Below are 18,061 nucleotides of genomic sequence, written 5' to 3'. Positions count from 1 at the left end.
CCCAATATTGCGTAGCGCCCTCCATGAGCGCAAACGTACAAGAAAACTTGAAGAGCGCGCACTGTGACCGAACGGCCATTAACGACAACCCGACCATTCTAGAATCCGAACGCCTGAACCAGCCTAACGCCCAGGAACAACTGAGTTTCCACGCCGACATCAAAGCGCTTCGCGACTGTCGCCTGCAGGCGCACCCAAGAGCACCATGCATCCATCGCAGAGTGTTTGAAGATGCCGCTTTCTACGCGGCGATAGTCAAGGCGTACGCACGGATGCGCGCGACCTCGATGAACGCCTGCATCGCGCTCGAGACCTAAGCATCCTGCCGGCGGACGAACTGGGTGCTGACTTTCGCCCTCTCCGGCTCAAGTGTGTGGATGGCGATGGTATCGTGCTGCGCCGTGCGAGAAACAACGCCGCGCGGCAACAGCGTAATGCCGATGCCTTCCGCAACGCACGCGATAATCGCGTCCAGCGACCCGAATTCCAGCGGCATCGCCGTAAATACACCCAGCTCGCTGAGCAGGGCTTCGAGCCTCTGCCGATAGGAACAGCCCAACCGGAACAAAATGGTCTTCAAATTCATGGTCGAATACAGCGAATCCAGTCCACACAGCGTACGGGGCGTAACCAGCACCAACTCCTCTTCGAACGCCGTCTCGCAATGCAACTCTGAATGATCGACCGGCACAGCCACACACGCGCCGTCCGGGCGGCATTCGACGACATCAGACGACAGGCTGCAAAATCGTGCCGGTAGTCAGGGAGAGTTGGACGTAAGGGTGCTATCTCGCAATAGCTACTCAGGATGAGAGAAAGACGCAAGACTGCGGTCGTTTCGAGTGTACCGAGGGCTAGTTCGCCACTGGGCGGCCCGTCGTCGAGCGCGGCGAGTCTCGCGTCCGCGAAGAGCTTAGAGATCCTCGCGACGTAAGGCAGCATACGCCGCCCGCTGGCGTGAGCCTCACGTCACGCACGTGGCGCTGAAACAGCACCACGCCAATCTCATGCTCAAGCGAACGGATTCGCGCGGTGCCGTTCGACTGGACCGTAGGAAGCTCCACCACCGCGCGATTCACGCTGCCATCACGAGCGATTGCCGCGAAAACTTGGAGGTCGGCGACATCCCTTGTTCTTGCATCAACGAAATCTGCCCACGTCTTCATTGGGCCCATACGCAAGTGCACCTGCAGCGACGCCGCGATCAGCCGGTCTTGTCCTTGCGAAAATCCTCGCCGTTGATGCGGCTCGAAATGCTGATATTCGCGGGCGGGTGTTCGTGCAGAATGACGTTGATGATCTTCGGATCCGAACCAATGGCGTCGTGCGTAACCTGGATAATGTCGCGCATCAACTGCTCGCGGCGCGCGGGCGTCAGACCCGCGCTGATGTGGCATTCGATAAAGGGCATTGTGATTCTCCAGCGACGGGTTATTTGAGGCGTTCGATCAGTGCTTTATCGTTCGCCGCGCCATCGACGTACTCCGGCAAGTGTTCGCCATGTTCGACAAAGTTGATGCCGCGGCCTTCACGGATCACCACGAAGATATCGTTCTTCGTTTCTCCCGTTGCCGCGCTAACCACGCGCAGCAGCCCAGCTGCCAGCGCCCTTTTTTGCTCATCGGTTCTTCCGAACCGCATGTCGCACGATATGAGTGACATTCGTATCTCCTGGGTTCACATCCTTGGCTATTGAATTCCCGGGTGCCGCGACGGGAATCGTGCTTGCGGACTTACCTTCACGAGCAACTGCATCAGTTCCTCGATCGAGTGCTCGTCCAATACCCAGACCAATTCGACAATCTGGTTGCGCAGTGCCTCGTCCGCATGTTGCTCGCTGAGCCAATGAAACTTCTCAACGGTGCGTTGCCACGTGAACGGATTGTCGAGTCCGCCTTCGAAACCGACGTGCTCCTTGCTGAACACCCGCCCGTCATGGCATTGAATCGTGATGCGCGTGTTCAGCGCACGTGGGTATTGCGCGCTGAATTGCTCGTCGGGGCGCACCGTTACCTTGCGCAGCAGCGCCTGGGCGTCCGCTGCCTGGACCCGCTCCGGTTCGAGCTGCGCAGGACCGACCTGGTCGTCAAGCAGCGCAGCTGCGATAAGATACTTGAGGTTGTAGTCAGCCTGCTCTTTGGTTTGCGGAAGATCCTTGTCGCCAAAGCTGCCTCCACCCGCAATGTCATAACCGGACTGGAAGATGTCGCACCGTACTTCCCCGATGTCCTCGCTGCGCAGGCCATTGCGGCGTTTGACTTCGAGCGTCGCCTCGAGCACCGGTTGTCCGTGTATCAAGGAACAGAACTTCTTCATCACCGTTTGATGCACGACCTCGAGGCTCGGGTCTTCCCAGTTGAGATCGAGCGACTGGTCGAACATACGCTCGAGACCGTTCGGCCCTTCGAAGAGACGCAACGGCCCTGTGAAGCCGCGCTTCGCGAGCGATGCCGCGTAGACTGCACGCATTCCTGTGATACCCGGCGAGAACCCCTTCCACTGCGATACCGGCTCAGAGTGCACGCAAGACAGCGAAATATTGTCGACGGCCGCTATCGTGATGGCGTGCGCGAGTTCACCCGAGTTCAGCCCAAATAGTTTTCCCGCACCCGCTGCGGACGATATGGCAAGCTGAATCGCATGATTGAAACCCTTTGCCATCACGGGCACGATCGCTGTAATACGGCAGCCGATTTCATATGCGGTCGCGAGCGCGAGCATGAAATCCTCGCCGCTCGCGTGTGCGTGTTGTGCCGCCGCCAAAATCGCGCCGAAGTTATCGCTCGGGTGACAAAGGCCGCCTGGGGACATATAACTGTCCAGCAAATCGACGTAGCGTACGAGGCCGGCGTTATACAGCGCCGCCTGATCCGGTGACGTCGAACCGCCTCCAATCAGGGAGCACGAACCGCTGCTGCCGCCGTACTCGCTGAACTGATCACGCAGCGCCTTAAACGGCTTACCAGGCAACGCAGCAATGGCACAGCCGAGACTATCGAGAATGTTCCGCTTGAAAATTTCGCGCGAAGCGTGCGTGAGATGAACGGGGCGCGCTTCGTAAGCAAATCTGCCAATGCGTTCGGCAATAGTCAGTGACGTCATGGTGGGAACGATCTCGCATGGAAATGCTGCTTCAAATTTGTATCACCCTGCCACCAAACCAAGCGAAACTTTTGCATCGCGCTATCGCTGCCGGTGATAGGTGTGCTGAAGGGTCATCTTTCAGCGGCTGTACGCGCGCGCATGACCATCTACGACGCGGGCTACCCCGCTATGTCCACTGAGGAAAACGGGCCCGCCGAATCCATCCAGTCGTACGAGTCGCCGTTGTTAACCCAGGCCCAGTTGCGCACCGCCGATGCTGGTTTTCCCTTCTCCGTACGGCGCGCGGCCACGCCGCTTCCGGCGCTTCCGGCGCCCTCTTTTGCGTCAGGTCGAAAATCCTTTCCGCACGCTTCCATCATATTTTCTCCAGCTAACAATCCGCCTAACGCTGATCAACGAGGCCGAAATGTAATCACCTTTAGGAATTCGCGAACAATACAGAGGCAGGTTGGCTAGCAATTCGAGCGCGCAATCGGGCCCCTTCGCATTCAAGACTCCTCATTGCGCGCTTCCCATTGGACCTGCATGCTACTGGTTCGTGTACGGCGCACATATCACCTTCGGCAAGAAGCCAATATTCCGCTGTAGCGGATCGTGCAGCGGCTTGCAGCGGCGCAAGCACCGCCGAGGTCACTTCGCGGTCGGCATGGCGAACTCGGCACCCTTCTCAATGCTTTCCGGCCAGCGCTGCATGATCGACTTCTGCTTCGTATAAAAGCGAACACCCTCTTCGCCATATGCGTGCGTGTCACCAAACAGACTGCGCTTCCATCCACCGAAGCCGTGCCATGCCATCGGAACCGGGATCGGCACGTTGATACCCACCATGCCGACCTGGATGAGGCGCCCGAATTCGCGAGCCACGTGGCCGTCGCGCGTAAAGCACGCCACGCCGTTACCGAACTCGTGTTCGTTGATCAGGTCGACGGCTTCCGCAAAGTCCTTGACACGTACGCAGGCAAGTACCGGACCGAAGATTTCTTCCTTGTAGATGCGCATCCCGGTCGTCACGTTATCGAACAGCGTGCCACCCATGAAGAAGCCATTTTCATGCCCCGGCACCTTCAGGCCGCGGCCATCGACGACGAGCGAGGCACCTTCTTTCGCACCCAGTTCAATGTAGCCTTCGATGCGTTCGAGCGCCTGGCGCGTCACTACCGGCCCCATCTCCGCGTCGGGCTCCATGCCGTTCTTGACGATCAGGCTGCGCGCGCGCTCGGCGATCCGGGGAACGATCTTGTCTGCCACGTCACCCACCAGCACGGCGACCGATATGGCCATGCAACGCTCCCCGGCCGACCCGTATCCAGCGCCTATCAGTGCATCGACTGCCTTGTCGAGATCAGCATCCGGCATCACCACCATGTGGTTCTTCGCGCCGCCGAGCGCCTGCACGCGCTTGCCGTGCTTTGCACCGGTTTCGTAGATGTAGTTCGCGATCGGCGTGGAGCCGACAAAGCTCACCGCCTTCACCGTGGGATGCGTGAGCAGCGCGTCGACGACCGTCTTGTCGCCCTGTACCACGCTGAATACGCCATCGGGAAGTCCGGCCTCCTTAAGCAACCCAGCCATGAATAGCGCGGCGGAAGGATCGCGCTCGCTCGGCTTCAAGACAAAGCAGTTGCCGGCCGCCAGCGCGACCGGAAACATCCAGCACGGCACCATGCACGGAAAGTTGAACGGCGTGATGCCCGCGACGACACCGAGTGGCTGGCGCACGGTCCAGTTGTCGATGCCGGTGGACACCTGCTCGGTGTAGTCGCCCTTAAGCAGTTGCGGAATGCCACAGGCGAATTCGATCACATCGATCCCGCGCGCTACCTCGCCTTGCGCGTCCGAGAATACCTTGCCATGTTCAGCCGTGATGATCGCTGCGAGCTCGTCGCGGTGCTTGTTCATCAGTTCGAGAAAGCGCAAAAGCACGCGTGCGCGACGGATCGGCGGTGTATTGCTCCACTTGGGGAATGCGGTCTTCGCACTCGTGACCGCAGCATCGACATCTGCGGTCTCGCCAAGCAACAGCGTGCGCGCTATGGCGCCGGTTGCTGGGTTGTAGACGGGCTGCATGCGCGAACCACTGCCGCGCACGCGCTCTCCCCGAATGAAATGACCAACATCAGTGCTGTCATCAAATGCTTTCATCTCCGGCTCTCCTTCGCGAGGTTGGCAATGAAACGAGTCTAAAAGGCAGCACGCCTCGGTGAAAGGTACAGACGCTAAACACAATTGTTCTCTTGTGGAAAAAATGCAATCAAAAAATCGCGTAGGGAAACCTTGCCTTGCCACGCGCTTTTTCCTCGTGATCAAAACTCTTTACCCACACCGGCAAGACGCTCAAGCGCTAGTCTCGAGCCGTGTACGAAGCCACTTCGCCCGCTCCACCAGGCGCCGTTTCCAATCCGCCGCGAGCCCCCGGACGTCGCTCAGTTCGATCAGATCGCCTACGTTCGGCTGGTGGGACAGTTGCACTTGCCAGAACTGGTCGATAGAAAAGCGCTCGGTCTGACACTCCAGGAGTGCGATCGAATCGCCTGTCTCGATGGCGCCCGGGCTGAGTACCCGGTAATACCAGCCAGTAATGCGCTCCTGCACGACAAACATCGACATCCGCTCAACATCGAACCGGTGGTTGATCTTCCAGCATGGGCTGCGAGGTTGCGAGACCTGCAACACTGCACTGCCCACCTGGAAAATGTCACCGATGTGCACGTTGCATTCCGATAATTCGTAGGCCGATATATTCTCACCCAAGCTTCCTGGAATCAGCGCGTGCGCAGCCTCTGCAAACATCTCGCCAAGACGCTGGTAGTTCTGCGTGGCATAGTGATGAACGGCCTTTTCCGGTCCGCCATGGACCCTCCGGTCGGCCTGCTCGTCACCCACGATGCCGTCGGTTTGCACGCGCACCGGACCAGCAGCGCGGCGCTTGAAAATGCCGCTGAGCTGCCCTTCGGGGCCCAGATAGCCGATACCCCCGGCGAACAGGCACTCGATGGTTGTCGCCAATTGCATGATCGACGTGTTCCCTCGTCAGTGTTTACTGCACTGTGTCAGGACAAAGCAATCATGTAAAGTGACAATATCGGATGTCATGCATCATAAAGAGTGATGTCTACGGAGCAGCGATGGAAATGCGTCAGTTGAAAATCTTCTGCGCGGTTGCAGAACACGGGAGCTTCACGGCGGCGGCCGAAAAGGTGCATACCGTGCAGTCCAACGTAACCATGCGTGTGAAGGAACTCGAAGCCGAACTGGGTCAACAGTTATTCATCCGCCAAAAGAGCGGTGTAGTCCTCACTCCCGCTGGACAAACATTTCTCGGCTACGCACAGCGCATTCTGCAGCTGACCGAGGAAAGCCGTCAGGCCTTGCTGGACACCTCGAAACCCACTGGCTTGCTACGCCTCGGTTCAATGGAAACCACTGCGGCAATCAGGCTGCCCCAAGTACTGACAAAATATCGGGAAAAATATCCTCAGGTCCGACTGTCGCTACTCACGGGCACGACGGCGGAATTGATAAAGGCAGTCGAGAGTCGTCGCCTCGACGGCGCATTCGTTGGTGGGCTTCACCAGAACGCTGCGCTCGCACAGGAAGAAGTTTTTCAGGAGGAACTCGTCCTCGTGAGCAGCCGCGAATTCGAGTCGCTCGCCGCGCTCATGAAGGCCATGCCCCAGCAGACGGTACTGGCTTTCCGCACAGGCTGCTTTTATCGCTCTACACTCGAGCACTGGTTTTATCAGGTTGGACTGGTGCCCAACCAGGTCATGGAACTGGGTACCCTGGACGGAATCCTGTCGTGCGTGGGAGCGGGCATGGGTGTGACCTTGTTGCCGAAGGCCGTCGCGCAGAACCACGAATCACGACATGCGATTCGCGCACATGCACTTCCGTCCGAATTCCGCAACGTAAAGACCGTTTTCATCCGCAGGACCGACGCGCTGGTCACGCCGGCACTCTCAGCGTTCGTTAGCCTGGCGCGGGAACAGCTTCTCAACGGCCAGAGCAGCAGAAAGGCGGCTGCGCGCGCGCATGCGCCCGAACCGTCTTAAGCATTGGAATCGCGCGTTATGTGAAGTTTCGTTCGAGCTGGCTGAGCTGATGCTCGAGTTCATCGACGCTCGCATAGCCGGAGTCTACTGCAAACACCTGGTCGTTCGCTTCGAGTAGCAAGGTGGGAAACGAAGTGACGCCAAGCGCCCTGGCACGGACGAAATCCTGCTGTGTCTCCTTCTCTGTTTCCGCGGATCCCCAAATCTGAAAGAACTCGTCGACAGTCACCGCAACGTTCATCACGCGCAGTGCGCCAACGGCGATATCGGTCAGTACACGACCGTCTGTGGTATCCCGGCCTTCCGCGTAAAACGCGTTCTGAAGCGCACGAAAAACGGCTAGCAGTTGATCGTTTCGAACAAAGCGCCGTGCCGCAACGACTGCGCGGCAAACTGGCTCCGTATCGTAGACAAATCCCTCGCGCGCCATGAGTGCTTCGCGGTCGAACGGCAAGCCACTCAGCGACTGAACGCGGTGCCAATGTTGCAATCGCATCTGCTTGCCGGCTTCATCGAGTACGTCCGTTGCATAGGCCCGTAACCCGCCTACGACAATATCCAGGTTCAGGTCGGGTACACGCTCAATGAGCGCGGAAAGCTCCCTTCCGAAACCATAGCACCACGAACACATCGGATCACCAACGTAAATCAGCTTCATTCTTGACTCTCTCAACAAATGTGATTCGATTCAACTGCGCACCTTGCTGGTGCGCCTTCAGGAGAAATTTCGAACGAACTACGCTACCGCGTGCGCCGGAAATCGCGGCACGACATGGGCGGCGAGTTCTTCGATCACGGCTTCGGCGGGCCGCGAACCGTACTTGAGGTTGAGCAGGACGTGGTTTGCGCCCGCTTCCTCGAGCGACTCCAGTGTCCGCAGCAACCAGTTGCGGCCAAGGCGGTGGCCGTTGTGAATCGGCGTAGGCGCTTCGTTCGGGTTGGCAGCCAGATCGATGTGATAAGGCTGGGCGAATGGCTTGAAGGTGCCGGGCGCAACGTCCGCCACGGTGGCGTGCCAACCGCGAATCAACTCTATCTGGCTAGCGAGGGAACGCTGATAGGTAATCCACCCGTCGGCGTTCCGTGCGATCCATTCGGTCGATTGCTGGCTGTTGCCGGTGACGATCAGCGGAACCCGCGCCGAGATGGGCTTGGGCACGAGATCCGCGCCGTCGAGCGTGCCATAGTGGCTCTCGATGGCCGGAAACATGCGGCCCCAAGCGGTCTTCAGATAATCGACCTGCTCGCGAAACAGCTTGCCGCGCGCTTCGCGATCGACCCCGAATGCCGGAAATTCAATTGGACGATCGCCCGAGGCGATGCCGAGCACTAGCCTGCCGCCGGTGAGCCGGTCAACGCTCGCTGCCGCCTTGGCGGTGTGCAACGGATGACGCAAGGGCAGCACGATCGCCGCCGTGAACAGAGCGATGGATTCAGTTTGGCCAGCTACATATCCGAGCCACGTCCATGGGTCGTAGATTTGCCCGAGGTCGCCGAACTTCGGATCGCGCAGCGGGACATCGCGCACACCGAGCGCGGCAAAACCCGCCTGCTCGGCCCGGCGCGCGATAGCGATCTGGTTGCGCATGGCCGGTGCGTCGCCCGCATACGATTCGATTGCGAACAGGACGCCGAGGGTCAGACGGCCTCGCGCGTACATGCGTGAAAAACCGGGATTCGACTGCGGTAGAGCATCGGGAGATGGGATCAGCATGGCAGGCATTCCGAAGAGTTTGCAGAGAGTCAGCAGCGATTCGATGCCTCCCATTCTGCAGAAGCTTCCGCCGATGATCATTGAGCTTCGCGACAAATCAATTGTTCCTCTGTGTAATGCCGGAGCGCGGGAACCGACTCATTGCCAGCCGCCGCCCAGCGCGAGAAAAACCGTGATCTGATCGTTGTTGACGGCCGCTTGCGCCGCTGCCACGGCGACTTCGGCAGCCACCCAGGTGCGCTCGGCATCCAGCGCCACGAGTCCGCCTACCTTGCCTCCCTGCCGAAGCTCATCGGTTCGCTGTGCCACATCGCGCGCGACGTCCCGTGCCGCCTCGAGGCGCTGCAATTGCTCGAGCGACGCGCCATAGGTGTCGAGCGAGCTCTCGGTTTCGCGCAGCGCCGTGAGCACCGTGCTATCGAAATGGGCGAGCCTCGCCCGGCTTTGCGCCTGCGCCGCGTCGATACGGTCGCGTATCGCGCTGCGGTGCAGATCCCATGACACGGCGGGCCCAACACCGAAACGGTTGGTCAGTGGCGACATGAAGCTGGACGCCGAACCGGTGGAACCGATAGTCGCAACAAGCCGGATGTCAGGGTACAACTCCGCCGTCACGACGCCGATCTCCGCAGTCGATGCGGCCAACTGGCGCTCGGCTTCGCGCACGTCGGGGCGGCGCTTGAGCAGCGCCTGCCCGTCGCCCGTCGGCATCGGAGTATCAAGCTTGAGCGGCGTGTGGCACGAGAGCAGCGAGCGGCCATAGCTCTCGGGTGGCTGCCCCATCAAGGTGGTAAGCCGGAAAGCAGCATTGAGCTGACGCGCACGAAGCGGTGCAAGCTGCGACCGGCTGCTCTCTATCGGGCTCTGCTGCCTGCCTTCCTCGAATGGCGCTGCGCGGCCATTGGCGACGAGCTGGCGGGTGAGCGCGAGGCTGCGCTGCTGAACCTTGATCACATGTTGGAGCACGTCGATCTGGTTGCCGGCGTTGCACAGATCCGCATACGCACGTGCCGTCTCCGCTACAACATTCACCCGCACGAGGTCTCGCGCGGCAACGGTCGCGTCGGTGTTAGCCGAAGCCGCCTCGATGCCGCGCCGAATCCCCCCGAACAGATCGAGGTCGTAGCTCATGGTGAGGCCCAGGTTGTAGATCTCGTGACGTGGCGGCTGCACGTGCGAGAGCACGGCTTCGGCGGATTGCTGGGTATAGGTGGTCGAAGCATCGGCGGCGATGCTCGGCTCTCGGTCCGTGCGCGCCTCGGCGAGCAGCGCCTGGCTGCGTTCGAGATTGGCCTCGGCGGCCCTCAGATCGACATTGCTCGCCAGCGCGTTTTCGATGAGACCGTCGAGCACGGGGTCGTCGAACAGATGCCACCAGTGGTCGGGGAGCGGCGCGTCGGAAACAGCGTTTCCACCTGCCACGAATGCGCCGTTCGCGGCCGGCGTGTTGACCAGCGCGTTAGGCGGCACCCGATAGTTCGGACCCACCTCCGCACAGGCAGCCAGCACGAAGCAAAGAATGGCGGCCAGCGTCCCGCACACGCCTACCATGGCAGGCTCCGCTTGACGCGCGTATCGCCCGCCTTCGCGTGAACCTCGACCGTGGCGGTTTGCCCCGGCACGAGCCGCACATCCGCCGGGACCGAATCGAGCGCAATGCGCACGGGAATCCGCTGCGCCAGCCGCACCCACGTAAACGATGGATTCACGTTCGCCAGTTGCGCATCGGTGCCCACGCGCTCACGGTCCTCCACGCCGCCTGAAATGCTCTCCACGTGGCCCCGGATGACCTCGCCCACGCCCATCAGATGAATGTTGGCGGGATCGCCAATATGGATGGCCGGCAGCTTGGTTTCCTCGAAGTACCCTTCCACACGCAGCGACCGTTCGCTCACCAGCGCCATCGCCGCCTTGCCTGCGTTCAGATACACGCCCGGCTGCAGGTCCACGTTGGTCACGGTACCGTCCACGGGCGCCAGCACCTGCGTGCGTTGCAGGTTCAACGCTGCCAAATTGCGTGCCGCGACGGCTTCGCCCAGTTCGGCATGCAGTTGCGCGACCCGCGCCGTCCCCTGCTGTGTCGTTTCCTCGGCAATCACGTCGGGCATCGCACGGTTGCGGCGGTCCTCACGCACCGCCTCGTCATAACCTGCCTGCGCTTTCTCAACGTCGGCCTCGGCCCGCGCCAGTGCAATGTGATAGCGCGAAGGATCGATCACCAGCAGGACCTGGCCCGCCTTGACGCGTTCGTTGTCGCGCACGCGCACTTCCGTGACCAGGCCGCTAACGTCCGGGGCGATCGGCACGACGTCGGCTCGCACCTTGCCGTCCCGCGTCAAAGGTTCGATCTGGTAGCGCACCCACAGGCCGTAGATGCCGGCAAGCATGCCGAGGAGCAGGCCCGCCGTGGCAAGCGTGCGCAACATATGACGCCACCCGGACATATCAGGTAACTCCCGGTATCACCAGATACGCATCGGCAATATGGCCGATGCCCCACCAGAGCAACACGAAAGCCGCTAGTTCGAGGAGCGCCGGCTGCCAGAGAAGCGCGTACAACGGTAGCCGGTGCAACCAGCCCCGCAGCAAATAGACGACGATCATCGCAATGATTGCCCACGCGAGCGGCGCAGGCATATAAATGCCAAACACTCGCAGTTCTTCGACCATCATGTTGCAAGCTCCAGAGGGTGCGCGTCGGGAAACAGATTGCAGCGCAAACCTACCAGCGCTATCAGCGCGGCGCGGCCTACGCCGGATCCCTCGCTGCGTGCCGCACCGATTGCGCGGTCGATGGCGTGCAGCAAGGAGGCGCTACCGACAAGCGCCTTGCCTGCGCTTCTCCTCGCGCTGTAAAGCGCAACGACTTCCTGAAGGGCCAACTGGATCGCAACGCGCGCATCCCCCTGGACCCGATCGAATCCCCGGCGTACCTGAATCAGGTTGCGCCCGACGCGCAAGTCGATAAGCCCATCGGCCGCGTGCAGCGTATCGAGGGCATCCGCGTTCGCGAGGTGGGTAGCGACCTTACCCAGCCGGTCCACCGCATGGGCAGTCCACGTCCAGGCACGCAAGGGCTGGCCAAGGTCCGCGAGCGCTTCGAGTTCCGCCCAATTGCGCAACACCATGCGATACGCGGTCCAGCCCAGCTTCATGGATCGAAACAGACTGGCAACCGCGAGCGTGGCGACAACACCCCCGACCTGGGCGAGGCCGGTGTTGAGAAAACCCGCAAAGTCGGCCTGGAAGCGATCGAGGAAACCCATGGCCACAATGAAGCAGGCCAGCATGGGCAGTGCGCGCGGCGCGTGCGCCGGGTCGGCCTGCAGGTAGCCCATCCACAGGAGGGCCGGCGCGAGCGTCGCGATGAGCATCCCTGCCCCGTCGACTCGGGGAAGGATCGCGAACAGATAAAGCGCCGCGAGCGGAAAGGTCGTAAGCGTCGCGCTGAGGTATTTCCATATGCCGGGTGCGGGATCGTCCTGCGCCGAAAACGAGCAAGTGATGAGCGCGGAAAATGCGGCAGTAGCGATGCCGCTCGGCCACGCCAGCAGGATCCAGAATACGCAGTAAATCGCGATCGCTACTGCAGTGGCCAGGCCTGCCAGTAACGCCACGCCATGGTCCCGTGGCATCGTGAATTTGAGGTGCGCCTCCGCACTCACAGCCCCCCCGCCCGCCCTTGCATCCGCGATTGCGCGAGCCAGTCGGCGCGCGGCGCGCAACGTATCGATGAACTCGGCAGTCCGGTCACACAGACTGGCTGCGAGCAACGAGGCCCATCCTGCATTGCGAAGATGCTGCAACGCGAGCGCACGGCAACGCGCAGCAAGTTCATGTTCGAGCCCGGCGCCGGGGTCGCCGGCGTTACGCAGCCAGGCGATCACCGATTGCACAAGCGCTGAAGTCTCGTCATCAAGTGCATCGAGCGCGCGCAATCTGTCGAGGCGATGAGCCGCGGCGGAAGCGAGCGGAAGAAGCTCGACGAGCCGGTGCTGCAGCTTCATCACCGTCGCTCGCGTCGCGTGAGCGTTGGGTAGTTCGAATGGCAGATGGACGGCAATCATGCCGAGCTCCGTGACGTCCGTGGCGAGCGTGCGGCGAAGCTCGTACTCGAGGTGAGTGTGTCGCTGACGGAGTGCTTCCGCTGCCCACCGGCAAGCGTGCCCAAGGAAAGACTGGGCACGCTTGTGCAGCACCGGCCGAACATTGCGCGGCTTCAGGATGGCATGCACTAAGGTCACGCACAGGACGCCAACTGTCATTTCCTCGAGGCGGGAAATCGTGGTCGTGAAAATATCAGACGGGTCGTACAGGTAAGGAAAGCTCATGACAGCGGAACTGAACGCGGCCATCTGGAAGAGAAAGGCGCGCGGCGACCGGTCGAGGACCGCGAGGTAAATGCAAAATCCCGTCCATGAGGCAAGGCACCCCACCAACAGCACCGGCGAGTTCTGCAAGTTGGGCACCGTTGCAAGGGTCACGAGCGCACCGGCGGCAACGCCGATCAGGCGATACAACACCTTGGGGCGCGTTGCGCCGGCCATAGGCTGCGCCGTGACATAGACGGTCAGTAATGCCCACCAGGGCCGGGGCAAGCTCGACTCGAATGAAATGAAGAGTACCAGGGCCGCCGCAAAAAATGTGCTTAGGGAAAAAACCAATTTGTCGGGATCGAGGACGAGCGCGCCCCCAACAAGCCGCCGGCCAGGTCGGGGTTGCGGTGTTGGCTTCCGAAGCGTAGCGATCGAGCGCACCAGTGAACGCGCAGCTCTCCGCCCCAATAGCAACACCCGCGCCATGACCACCTCTCTTTCGGGCTGCAACTTCGACACATTACTTCGCAATACTAACTTAATGAACTTGATTGCACGAAGAAATCGGCCTCTCCACCCCAGATTCACTGACCCGAGTAGATCGGACGCAGCCCCGGAATTTCCGCCTGGGGTGCAGCGGACCTGGCCGCTCCGGATTCAGACACTCGGTTCGCTACGCCACCGTAACCGTTTGATTCGGCTGAGGCACGCGCAACCTTTGCTTCGGCCTGCTGGAGTTGCTCCGGATACCCCGTCTGATCGCCGTCCCCGACGCGATATCCCGCCTTTTCGAGCTGCACGAGCTCATTGCGAACCTCGGCCCGCGTAACGGGTCCGTTTGACTGGGCAAACGTGATGGCGGGAGCGGCGAGCACCACGGCGACTGAAATCGCTTGTACCAGAACTCGGAGATTCATGATTCACCTCGTTGACTGTGATTGGCTGAAAACGGTTGTTTGCAGTAGCTGACGCCATCGTAACCAGGTGAGTTTTTAGTATAAACATATACGCGGGAACAACATTTGTGTCGATTGGTTAAAAGCAGGTTTGAAGCGGGACGTCTCACTCTCCCTCCAGGAAGCCTCCCGCAAAAACCTGGCGCAGATAGACCACGAACGCCGAGACGGCAGGCGGCACCCTAACGGAATAAGGACGAACGATATGCAGCCTTTCAGAAAACGCGCCCACCGGACGCCAGTCTGGCAACAGTCTCACGAGACTGCCCTGTCGCAGAGCATCCTGTACGCTAAAGTCGGGCAGGAGGGCTATCCCAAGGCCGCTAATTGCCGCATCTCTTAGCGACTCGCTGTTGTTCGTGGCAAACGGACCCGTCACCGGTACCGTCAGGCGTGCATCGTCCGTGCGCCCCGATTTCAGACTCTCGAAACTCCATGCTGGCGACTCGTCGCCGCGGGGATAGTAGAGGCAGCGATGACGGGGCAGTTCTTCGGGTGCGGTCGGCATCCCGTGCCGCAAAATGTACGACACGCTTGCAACGATCAAGGAGTATGTATCGCTCAGCGTCCATGAAACATGAGTATCAGGAACGCTCATACTGTGCCTGATGCCCAGATCGAATCCCTCATTCGAAAGCGATACGATCCGGTCGGAAACCTCAAGCTGCAAGCGCACCTCCGGGTTGGTTTCTAGGAACGCAGGGATCTTTGGTACGAGCTGCTGGCGTGCAAAAGCGACCGGCGCAGTGACGCGCACGAGACCACGAGGCGCTTCGGCCAAGTCCTGGACCTTGCCAAAACTGCGTGCGATCTCCTCAAACGGCCGACGTAACTCGTCCACGAGTCTCTGTCCGGCGTCGGTCAGCCGCATGCTCCTCGTCGTCCTGTTGACTAGCGGAACTCCGGCCAGGCGCTCGATCTCCACGATACGCTGACTTACTGAAGCTTTGCTAACGTCCAGGCGTGCAGCAGCCTTCGTGAAACTCCCTTGATCGGCGAGCACGGTAAGCCAATAGAGGTGCGACCATATCTGATCGATTTTCTGCTTTTCCATGATCCTGATCGTTCATAACTCTAAACAGTGATTTCAATCGCAGATCTTTCACCGACTGACAAGCGCATCTAAACTGCATCCATCGACCGACCGATGTTCCAAAATGACTTCTGACGTCACCGTTCATGTGCCACGTCCATCTATCGGAAAACGAAATGCCTCTGCTCAGATTTGATATTGAAGAAGGCCGTACCGACGAACAGATCAAGACCCTGCTCGATGCGGCTCACCGCGCGGTGATGACGGCTTTCCAGGTTCCCGAGCGCGATCGCTACCAGATTGTCGACGAGCGCAAGCCGTCCCGCATGGTGGTCCAGGACACGGGACTTGGCATCACGCGCACGAAGAATGTCGTGCTTGTGTCGGTCGTTTCGCGCCAACGTTCAGAAGCGTCAAAGCAGTTCTTCTATAAGGAGCTTTGCCGCGAGCTTCAGACGAGCTGCGACATCGCGCCCAGCGACGTCATGGTCTCTTTCGTGACCAATTCGGACGTCGACTGGAGTTTCGGTAATGGCACTGCACAATTTGTCACCGGCGAACTCGAGCCTTAATATGACGATCCGCACCACGCGGCGCGGATCGCTTTCATGTTTGGACCCGTTGTTCAGTTGGGCTGGCGCATATCGTCACCGCTGGCGATTCGCTGCCTGCCCGCACTTTTTTCCGCGATTGTCAGCGATTCCGGAAAACCGGCGCGCGCTTGGCGAGGAATGCGTGCATCCCTTCCTTCTGACCTTCGGTTGCAAACGCCGCCTGGAACAACCTGCGTTCGTGCACGATACCTTCACTCAGCGGAGTCTCGAAGGTGCGGTTGACGGCTTCCTTGGCGAGCCGAACGGCGGGGGCGTTATAGCCCGCGATGGTGTGCGCCGTTTCCAGTGCGGTCTGTAGCAGATCTGTTGCCGGAACCACCCTGGCTACGAGTCCAGCTGCAAGCGCTTCCTTGGCATTCAGGTTGCGCCCCGTAAGAATCAAATCCATCGCAAGCGACTTTCCGATAGCACGAGTCATGCGTTGCGAACCGCCAATACCTGGCAGAATGCCCAGCTTGATTTCGGGTTGTCCGAACTGCGCATCTTCCGCTGCAATGATAAAATCGCACATCATTGCGAGTTCGCAACCGCCACCCAGTGCATAGCCACCCACGGCCGCAATGATCGGCTTGCCGATCGAGCGGACACGATCCCATTCGGCAAAGACGTCGTGCTCCAGGAGATCGGTGAACGACTTGTCCACCATCTCTTCGATATCGGCGCCAGCGGCGAACGCACGCGCGTTGCCGGTGATGACGATGGCGCCGATTCCGTCGTCCCTGTCGAATTCGACTAGCGCATCGAGTACCTCACGGGACAACCGGGTATTCAACGCGTTCAGATTCTTCGGACGATAGAGCGTGATGAGACCCACGCGTTCGCGTCGATCGACTTTGATGGTTTCGTACGCTCCGTTTTGCGACGCCGCTTCGGCAAGCAGGGGATTGGAAGTCGATGCTCCACCGCCTACTTCCGCAACCGGAGATTTGGTAGCATTACTAGGTGCGATGCGCACCGGCGTTACATCCGTAGACATGCTTTCACCTCTACATTCAAATGTTGCGTCAGGCTACAAGATTGGAAATTGCCTTCGGTTCTTCGTGGTCCGGTTGCGCATGGCCCTGCGACGCATAAGCTCCGGACCGGGCCATCAATTCGTGCAGGATAGCCTCGCGGTGCTCGTCCACCCCCGGTGCCCTCCTGACCACCGAAACGTCCTCATCAGGTGAAGTGCTGAGCTTCACTGGATTTCCTGCGGTGCGCACTTTCCGTTGCGACTCGCCTTGCACATGAATGAACATGTTGCGTGCCTGAAGCTGCGGATGTTCGAAAAGCTTGTCAATGGTATTGATTGGCGAGCACGGCACACCGGCTTCGTTCAGCCTTGCCATCCAAACCTCGACTGGTGCGCCGCGCGTAATCGCTTCGAGTGCCTCGGTCAGGGCCGGCCGGTTTTGCACACGCAAATCATTGGTCAGGAACTGCGGATCCAGTGCGAGCTGCGGCGCACCCAGGGCGTCCGCCGCCAGCAGGAAAAGCTGATCGTTGCCGGCCGCAATTATCAAACGACCATCCTGTGCGGCGTAACTTTCAAACGGCGCCAGCGACGGATGTGCATCGCCGGTTCGGGTCGGCACCTGGCCTTCCACGTCAAAGCGCGCAAATGCGGTTTCCATCAACGCAGCCTGGCAATCGAGCATGGAAATGTCGACGTGAGTGCCTTGGGCGTCGCGCGAGCGCTTGTAGAGTCCCGCGAGTATGCCGACCACGCCGAACAGGGCCGCGCCGAGGTCGCCAATGCTCGTGCCAACGCGTGCAGGCTGCTCTTCCGGCCAGCCCGTGAGGCTCATGACACCGCCCATCGCCTGAACGACAATGTCGTAGCCCGGCAGCTCCTTGTACGGTCCAGTATGACCGAACCCCGATATCGAGGCGTAGACAATGTGCGGATGGCTCCGCGCCAACTGTTCGGCTCCGTAACCCAGGCGGTCCATCACACCCGGACGGAAGTTCTCGACCAGCACATCGGCCTTGTCCAGCAGACGCTTCAGCAGCTCGCGGTCGCGAGGAGACTTGAAATCGAGGGCGATACTTTCCTTACCGCGATTGAAGCACATGAAGTACGCAGACTCGGCATCGACGAACGGTCCGAATGCGCGCGTATCGTCGCCTGTCCCCACCCGCTCGACCTTGATGACTCGCGCGCCGAGGTCGGCGAGCAACATGGTGCAGTACGGTCCCGAGAGCACTCTTGAAAAGTCGAGAACTGTGATTCCCTCGAGAGGCAAGCGCTTCTTCGCCCCAGTTTTGCTATCGCTCATATTCCAATCC

General features: G+C 60.2%; 20 protein-coding genes. 3 read left to right on the top strand and 17 right to left on the bottom strand.

Features of this window, described 5'->3' with window-relative positions; translation table 11 throughout:
* Positions 1-23: 23 nt before the first annotated feature.
* A complete protein-coding gene (locus ACOJB8_RS26945) occupies positions 24-317 on the top strand; it encodes a hypothetical protein (RefSeq protein ID WP_475015295.1) in 294 nt (97 codons plus the stop codon).
* On the opposite strand, the gene ACOJB8_RS26940 is transcribed toward ACOJB8_RS26945, so the two are convergent.
* From ACOJB8_RS26940 to ACOJB8_RS26910, 7 genes are all read right to left on the bottom strand, one after another.
* On the bottom strand, positions 314-697 hold the full coding sequence (locus tag ACOJB8_RS26940) for a LysR substrate-binding domain-containing protein (RefSeq protein ID WP_475015292.1): 384 nt from the start codon (positions 695-697) through the stop codon (positions 314-316). The two genes, ACOJB8_RS26945 and ACOJB8_RS26940, sit on opposite strands and share 4 nt — an antisense overlap.
* A 157-nt stretch (positions 698-854) precedes the next feature.
* The gene (locus tag ACOJB8_RS26935; protein WP_475015468.1) at positions 855-1,166 is read right to left on the bottom strand and encodes a helix-turn-helix domain-containing protein; all 312 of its coding nucleotides are present in this window, start codon (positions 1,164-1,166) and stop codon (positions 855-857) included.
* A 38-nt stretch (positions 1,167-1,204) separates the two neighbouring features.
* Positions 1,205-1,411: a tautomerase family protein gene (locus ACOJB8_RS26930; RefSeq protein ID WP_475015289.1), complete on the bottom strand. Its 207-nt coding sequence runs from the start codon at positions 1,409-1,411 to the stop codon at positions 1,205-1,207.
* 20 nt (positions 1,412-1,431) lie between these two features.
* Positions 1,432-1,662, bottom strand: a complete 231-nt coding sequence (locus ACOJB8_RS26925; protein WP_475015286.1) for a tautomerase family protein — start codon at positions 1,660-1,662, stop codon at positions 1,432-1,434.
* Between the two features lie 27 nt (positions 1,663-1,689).
* Positions 1,690-3,102 carry an MmgE/PrpD family protein gene (locus tag ACOJB8_RS26920; protein WP_475015284.1) on the bottom strand — a complete coding sequence of 471 codons (1,413 nt, stop codon included), beginning with the start codon at positions 3,100-3,102 and terminating at the stop codon, positions 1,690-1,692.
* Positions 3,103-3,735: 633 nt separating this feature from the next.
* Positions 3,736-5,247: a CoA-acylating methylmalonate-semialdehyde dehydrogenase gene (locus ACOJB8_RS26915; protein WP_475015466.1), complete on the bottom strand. Its 1,512-nt coding sequence runs from the start codon at positions 5,245-5,247 to the stop codon at positions 3,736-3,738.
* A gap of 192 nt (positions 5,248-5,439) precedes the next feature.
* A complete protein-coding gene (locus tag ACOJB8_RS26910) occupies positions 5,440-6,117 on the bottom strand; it encodes an MOSC domain-containing protein (RefSeq protein WP_475015282.1) in 678 nt (225 codons plus the stop codon).
* A gap of 113 nt (positions 6,118-6,230) precedes the next feature.
* Here ACOJB8_RS26910 and ACOJB8_RS26905 point away from each other — a divergent pair, with 113 nt between their 5' ends.
* The gene (locus tag ACOJB8_RS26905) at positions 6,231-7,157 is read left to right on the top strand and encodes a LysR family transcriptional regulator (RefSeq protein WP_475015280.1); all 927 of its coding nucleotides are present in this window, start codon (positions 6,231-6,233) and stop codon (positions 7,155-7,157) included.
* 16 nt (positions 7,158-7,173) lie between these two features.
* Here ACOJB8_RS26905 and ACOJB8_RS26900 read toward each other — a convergent pair whose 3' ends face one another.
* The 8 genes from ACOJB8_RS26900 to ACOJB8_RS26865 form a co-directional block, all read right to left on the bottom strand.
* Positions 7,174-7,815 (bottom strand): DsbA family protein, encoded by a 642-nt coding sequence (locus ACOJB8_RS26900; RefSeq protein WP_475015278.1) that lies wholly within the window; start codon positions 7,813-7,815, stop codon positions 7,174-7,176.
* A 78-nt stretch (positions 7,816-7,893) separates the two neighbouring features.
* A complete protein-coding gene (locus ACOJB8_RS26895) occupies positions 7,894-8,871 on the bottom strand; it encodes an LLM class oxidoreductase (RefSeq protein WP_475015276.1) in 978 nt (325 codons plus the stop codon).
* 138 nt (positions 8,872-9,009) lie between these two features.
* On the bottom strand, positions 9,010-10,422 hold the full coding sequence (locus ACOJB8_RS26890) for an efflux transporter outer membrane subunit (RefSeq protein WP_475015274.1): 1,413 nt from the start codon (positions 10,420-10,422) through the stop codon (positions 9,010-9,012).
* Entirely contained in the window at positions 10,416-11,297 is an 882-nt protein-coding gene (locus tag ACOJB8_RS26885) for an efflux RND transporter periplasmic adaptor subunit (RefSeq protein WP_475015272.1), read from the bottom strand. Before ACOJB8_RS26885 ends, ACOJB8_RS26890 begins: the two co-directional genes overlap by 7 nt.
* 19 nt (positions 11,298-11,316) lie before the next feature.
* Positions 11,317-11,544, bottom strand: coding sequence for a DUF1656 domain-containing protein (locus ACOJB8_RS26880; protein WP_475015270.1), 228 nt, complete (start codon positions 11,542-11,544; stop codon positions 11,317-11,319).
* Complete coding sequence (locus tag ACOJB8_RS26875) at positions 11,541-13,706, bottom strand: FUSC family protein (protein ID WP_475015268.1); 2,166 nt, start codon at positions 13,704-13,706, stop codon at positions 11,541-11,543. The genes ACOJB8_RS26880 and ACOJB8_RS26875 overlap by 4 nt, the downstream gene beginning before the upstream one ends.
* 65 nt (positions 13,707-13,771) lie before the next feature.
* Positions 13,772-14,104 (bottom strand): DUF4148 domain-containing protein, encoded by a 333-nt coding sequence (locus ACOJB8_RS26870; protein ID WP_475015266.1) that lies wholly within the window; start codon positions 14,102-14,104, stop codon positions 13,772-13,774.
* 145 nt (positions 14,105-14,249) lie between these two features.
* Positions 14,250-15,197, bottom strand: a complete 948-nt coding sequence (locus ACOJB8_RS26865; RefSeq protein ID WP_475015264.1) for a LysR family transcriptional regulator — start codon at positions 15,195-15,197, stop codon at positions 14,250-14,252.
* A 155-nt stretch (positions 15,198-15,352) separates the two neighbouring features.
* On the opposite strand from ACOJB8_RS26865, the gene ACOJB8_RS26860 reads away from it, so the two are divergent.
* Complete coding sequence (locus ACOJB8_RS26860; RefSeq protein ID WP_475015262.1) at positions 15,353-15,748, top strand: tautomerase family protein; 396 nt, start codon at positions 15,353-15,355, stop codon at positions 15,746-15,748.
* A gap of 121 nt (positions 15,749-15,869) precedes the next feature.
* On the opposite strand, the gene ACOJB8_RS26855 is transcribed toward ACOJB8_RS26860, so the two are convergent.
* Together ACOJB8_RS26855 and ACOJB8_RS26850 are read right to left on the bottom strand one after the other, a co-directional pair.
* Entirely contained in the window at positions 15,870-16,766 is an 897-nt protein-coding gene (locus ACOJB8_RS26855; protein WP_475015258.1) for an enoyl-CoA hydratase, read from the bottom strand.
* 28 nt (positions 16,767-16,794) lie between these two features.
* Positions 16,795-18,051: a CaiB/BaiF CoA transferase family protein gene (locus tag ACOJB8_RS26850; protein ID WP_475015254.1), complete on the bottom strand. Its 1,257-nt coding sequence runs from the start codon at positions 18,049-18,051 to the stop codon at positions 16,795-16,797.
* Between the last annotated feature and the right edge of the window lie 10 nt (positions 18,052-18,061).

This window comes from Paraburkholderia sp. BR10141, from assembly GCF_056155635.1.
Note: the sequence above shows the minus strand (reverse complement) of the source record. Positions and strands in the feature narration are given on the sequence as shown.